Genomic DNA, 4610 nt, shown 5'->3' on the forward strand with positions numbered 1-4610 from the left:
TATCTCCGAAAATAGAATTTAATCCCGCATAAAATCAAGGTGTGTTAGAATGTAGAATTTACTTTTTCATTCAAGCTTTTTCTTTTCAATATCAGTATCTTTACAGAAAATAGCTTTTTTCTCAACAACTGTTGTCTTGTTCCTGCTGCTGTTCTATGCTAAAATATTTCCAGTATAAAATCATAAACCACAGACAGATCAGTACCCTGATATTTCCGGCACTGATCATATCTGATCATATTATACAAACTGTCAGGAAAGAGGCGATTACATTGAACATTGAAGATTCCTGTATTTCCTGCATTGACACAGACTGGTCCTACCAGCTTGCCAGACGCATGGAAAAAGAGAAAACAAACCCTGTTCTGGGCTATCGTACTGCAGGTTCCGCTGCTGAAACAGCTACAGGAGATATGTTATACAGGGAAATGAAAGCTATCGGACTTACCGATGTAACCAGAGATACATTCTCACTGGACGGATGGGAATTCGAGAAGGCAGTCCTGAAATTTACAGATGATGACGGGCAGGAACACACCTTTCAGATGGGCGGATATCAGACAAATTTCGAGACAGACGGATTTGAAGATTACGAACTCGTTTATCTGGGAAAAGGAACTGCTGCAGATTATGAAGGCATAAACGTAAAAGGAAAGCTGGTTATGGTTGAGATCAACCAGCGAGACGAATGGTGGATCAGCTTCCCTGTTTATCAGGCTTATCTGCGCGGCGCTGCTGCCCTGATCGCAGTTCAGGCAAACGGCTACGGAGAAATCGCAGAGTCTGCGCTGAATGCACAGGATATCGCAGGTCCTGATTTCGCACCTGCATTCTCTCTGTCTCAGGCAGATGCACGTATCCTGAAGCGTTCTCTCCGAAATAAAATTTCCGCCTGCGAAGACAACACCACTGATTCAGAAGATACCCATAACACTCTGGAACAGGATGCTGCTTTATTACGCAGATCCTCATTAAAAGTATCACTGGATGCCCGTTCCAGAGTGATCCCGGATACAACAGCAGGCAATATCACAGGTAAAATACAGGGTACTGAGACAGACTCTATGATCCTGCTGTCTGCACACTATGATTCCTATTTCGATGGATTCCAGGACGATAATGCAGCAGTCGCCATGATGCTCGGCATTGCCCGTTCACTGGTAAAGGGCGGCTATAAGCCTGCCCACACTCTCGTTTTCTGTGCAATGGCTGCCGAGGAATGGGGAATCATTGATTCCAAATACGACTGGTCTACAGGAGCCTACAATCAGGTATTCCGCGTACATCCTGACTGGCAGGGTAAAGTGATTGCAGACCTGAACTTTGAACTTCCTGCACACGCACACAATAGACAGGATGCCATCCGCTGTACCTATGAATATGCAGATTTCATTAGACAGTTTACAGACAGCCTGACTGTCCCGAAGGAAGCATATCCTGACGGGATCACGGTTCTCTCTCCCATCGAGACATGGTCTGATGATTTCTCCATGGCAATCGCAGGTATCCCATCCACAGTCAATGATTTCAGTGCCGGGCCCTTCATGCAGAATTATTATCATTCCCAATATGATAATCAGGATGTTTACCAGGAAGCTGTCTATCAGTTTCATCATGAATGCTATCTGAAACTGATCATGGCCATTGACAGACTTGTCCTGCCACCGATGAATTTCAGCAATACCATGAACGCGGTCGCAGAAAGTATCCACGAAAATGCACTCTCATTTGCTGATCCTGAGCAGAATGTTCTGCTCAGAAACCTGCAGACAATTACCGCTTCTGCCGAAAATATTTATGACAAAATCTGCCAGATTAATGCGGAATATGCCACACTTTCAGACTCCGACGCCCGCATTGCTTTCCGCCACAAATGGGAATATGCCGGACTGGAGCTGCTGAAAACTTTCCGCAAGGCACAAGACTATCTGGTACGTCTCAACTGGCAAGATGAAGTAATTTTCCCACAGGAAGCTGCCTCCAAAAATATTCGACAGCTGGAAAAAGCCAGCCGGGCTTTATCCGAGGGAAATATTACAGATGCATTGAAGGCTCTCTATCGAGTAGACAATAATATGTACGCATTTCTCTTCGATGAAGAAGTTTACTATCACTTCACCGAATACATTCTTCACCAGCCAAAAGACCGTCTGATGTGGGGTGCCGGACGTATTATGCATCACGAAAATCTCTACGGGATCGTGCAGAAACTGAAGCAGCGCATGGAAGAAGAAACACCGGAACTCGACAGTGAGATCCGTCGTCTGGAAGCTGCCCTGCGCAGACAGAAGGCTTATTATAAGGACGATATCCGCTACTTAAACACCTCCGTTAATAAGCTGTCTGCGATGTTGGATAACATCTATAATAATCTACTGTCTTTTTAAAAAACATTACCACTCCCGGGAACAGCAATGTTCCCGGCAATAAATAAGGAGATTACTACATACCATGGAAAGTGATAATTTGTACAGAGTACAGGAAGAAGATTTACCACGATTACAGAAACTGTTAACGGTCTGTTTCGCACAGGATCCGCTGTATCATACCCTGATTCCTGATGATGACACCAGAGAAAGACTTCTGCCGGAGCTCTTTTCCTGCGATCTGACGGAGTTCTTTCAGACATGCGAAATTTATTCTGACAGCAGCGAACTGAACAGTATCCTGGTTGTTTCTGACGAAAGCGAACCTTACAATTTTCTGCACTACTGTCTCACAGAGGCCAGAGCTGCACTTACCACTGACGGATGGCTGATCAAAGAAGATCCAAGCCTGAAAACCTTCTGGAATTTCATTCAGGGCAAGGACTACCTGAACTCAAGCTGGACAGATCAGCTTCACCAGACAGAGCGTCTCCATGTGATCTACCTTGCAGTAGACCCTGGACACCAGCATCATGGACTGGCAGAACTTCTGATGGATGAGGTGATAAATTATGCCCAGAAACACAAGATGCTGATTTCTCTGGAAACCCATAATCCCAATAACGTTCCTATTTATGAACACTTCGGATTTAAAACATACGGGATAGTGGAAAAACCTCACTTTGGTCTGAAACAATATTGCATGATCCGAGAGGCTACTGTATAATCTGTCCCTGCACTGCTCTCGCAATTATTAACATAAAGACTCCGTAATTGATAAATTAACCTATTTTTCACTTACATTTTTGTCTATTTCTACGTCTAGTAATATTTATACTTTTATATTAAAATAACAAACAGATGTCGGATAAAACTTTTCCACATCTGTTTGTTTATAGTACCATGTGTACTTTTCCGCTACTATTTTTAATTACTGTTAACTGTTCGGAGACTTTCCATTCAACGGACTGCTGAACATCCACGATTACCAGAAACAAAAGTATTTACCTGGCAATAAAAATTTTAATAACCCCCAGAGTACACATCACTACACTGATAAGGAGGACTTATAATAATGGTACGAAATGCAATGAGCGCAACAGAATTTTATATTTTACAATATTTATGGACCAGAGAAACACCTGCAACTTTTTCTGAGATTATGGTTCACTTTAATGAGGAAGAAAAGAAAGCATGGAAGAAACAGACAGTAAACACATTTCTTTCCCGTCTGGCACAGAAGGGCTTTTTGAATATTGACAAGAGCGGAAAAAGAGCTATCTATATTCCATCTGTCACCTCAAAGAAATTCTATGAAAATTATGCCCAGGAGATTGTAAAGGATTCTTACAACGGAGCCATCAAAGATTTCATCGCTGCATTTACAGCAGGAAATAAATTAAGCGCAGCTGAGAAAGCTGAATTATTATCTTATATCCAGACACTTTAATCAGAAATGCTCAATAAAAAGGCTGTCATTAACAACAGCCTTTTTTATTTACAGAATTACTATAAATACCGAATCAGAGAAATTACTCAGACTCTTCTATATTTTCCAACGTAAGCTTATGATATGGCGTGCGCACATATTTTCCGTCGATCAACGGAATATCACTCTTATCTCCATCCGTTGCGATTACAAATGCAAGATTCAGCATTTCACGCGCCTGCCCCTCTTTATCATTATAAACCGTTCCAAGCATTTCCTCATTCTTTACAGCCTCAATCCCCTCATCTGTACGGTCGACCAGATTGACACACACCACATCACATCCTTTATCGATCATGTTTTTCACCTGTTCATTCTGCGTCAGCTGACTCTGTGATGCATCCAGGATTTCCAGATTGATCGCCACACCGCTGGATTCCTCTTGCCAATGATTTTTTCAGGTTATATTTTTTCTATTGTGATTTTTTCATATTACTTCCTATTACATAATGTTCGGATCAAAAGGTATTTTTCCCCTAACTTGATACCCACGAATTACTCCGCACTTTGCAGCTCCCGCAATTTTATTATATGTTTATATATACAGCATAAAAGCCACTCTACCGATTATTCATCCAAAGAGTGGCCATCCTTATTTTTATCAGATACTTATGGTAAGTATACCCGTATATTCATTTTTACACAAAAAAACCAGCTAACAGTTAGCTGGTTTCTCATTGTACCTTCAAAACTACATACATGTTGACATTTCCTTGAGATTCATTCTTCCTGCGATTCTTGGTCAAGCCCTCACC

Annotated in this window: 4 protein-coding genes; 3 read left to right on the forward strand and 1 reads right to left on the reverse strand. The window is 42.0% G+C overall.

The features are described from left to right. The first annotated feature begins 272 nt into the window (after positions 1 to 272). From ACESZG_RS18745 to ACESZG_RS18755, 3 genes are all read left to right on the forward strand, one after another. Positions 273 to 2387 carry a M28 family peptidase gene (locus tag ACESZG_RS18745; protein WP_020993296.1) on the forward strand — a complete coding sequence of 705 codons (2115 nt, stop codon included), beginning with the start codon at positions 273 to 275 and terminating at the stop codon, positions 2385 to 2387. A gap of 64 nt (positions 2388 to 2451) precedes the next feature. Next, entirely contained in the window at positions 2452 to 3093 is a 642-nt protein-coding gene (locus tag ACESZG_RS18750; protein WP_008707183.1) for an N-acetyltransferase, read from the forward strand. Positions 3094 to 3441: 348 nt separating this feature from the next. Next, positions 3442 to 3816 (forward strand): BlaI/MecI/CopY family transcriptional regulator, encoded by a 375-nt coding sequence (locus ACESZG_RS18755; protein WP_008707184.1) that lies wholly within the window; start codon positions 3442 to 3444, stop codon positions 3814 to 3816. Positions 3817 to 3898: 82 nt separating this feature from the next. Here the strand turns inward: ACESZG_RS18755 and ACESZG_RS18760 are convergent, their stop codons facing one another. Next, positions 3899 to 4222: a hypothetical protein gene (locus ACESZG_RS18760; protein ID WP_055199893.1), complete on the reverse strand. Its 324-nt coding sequence runs from the start codon at positions 4220 to 4222 to the stop codon at positions 3899 to 3901. Between the last annotated feature and the right edge of the window lie 388 nt (positions 4223 to 4610).

The sequence above is a fragment of the Blautia sp. Marseille-P2398 genome, from assembly GCF_964240315.1.
GTDB lineage: Bacteria > Bacillota > Clostridia > Lachnospirales > Lachnospiraceae > Blautia_A > Blautia_A wexlerae.

Bases quoted from the DNA above. Each gene is read 5' to 3' on its own strand.
- ACESZG_RS18750 (WP_008707183.1), top strand. From the start codon at position 2,452: ATGGAAAGTGATAATTTGTACAGAGTACAGGAAGAAGATTTACCACGA.
- ACESZG_RS18755 (WP_008707184.1), top strand. From the start codon at position 3,442: ATGGTACGAAATGCAATGAGCGCAACAGAATTTTATATTTTACAATAT.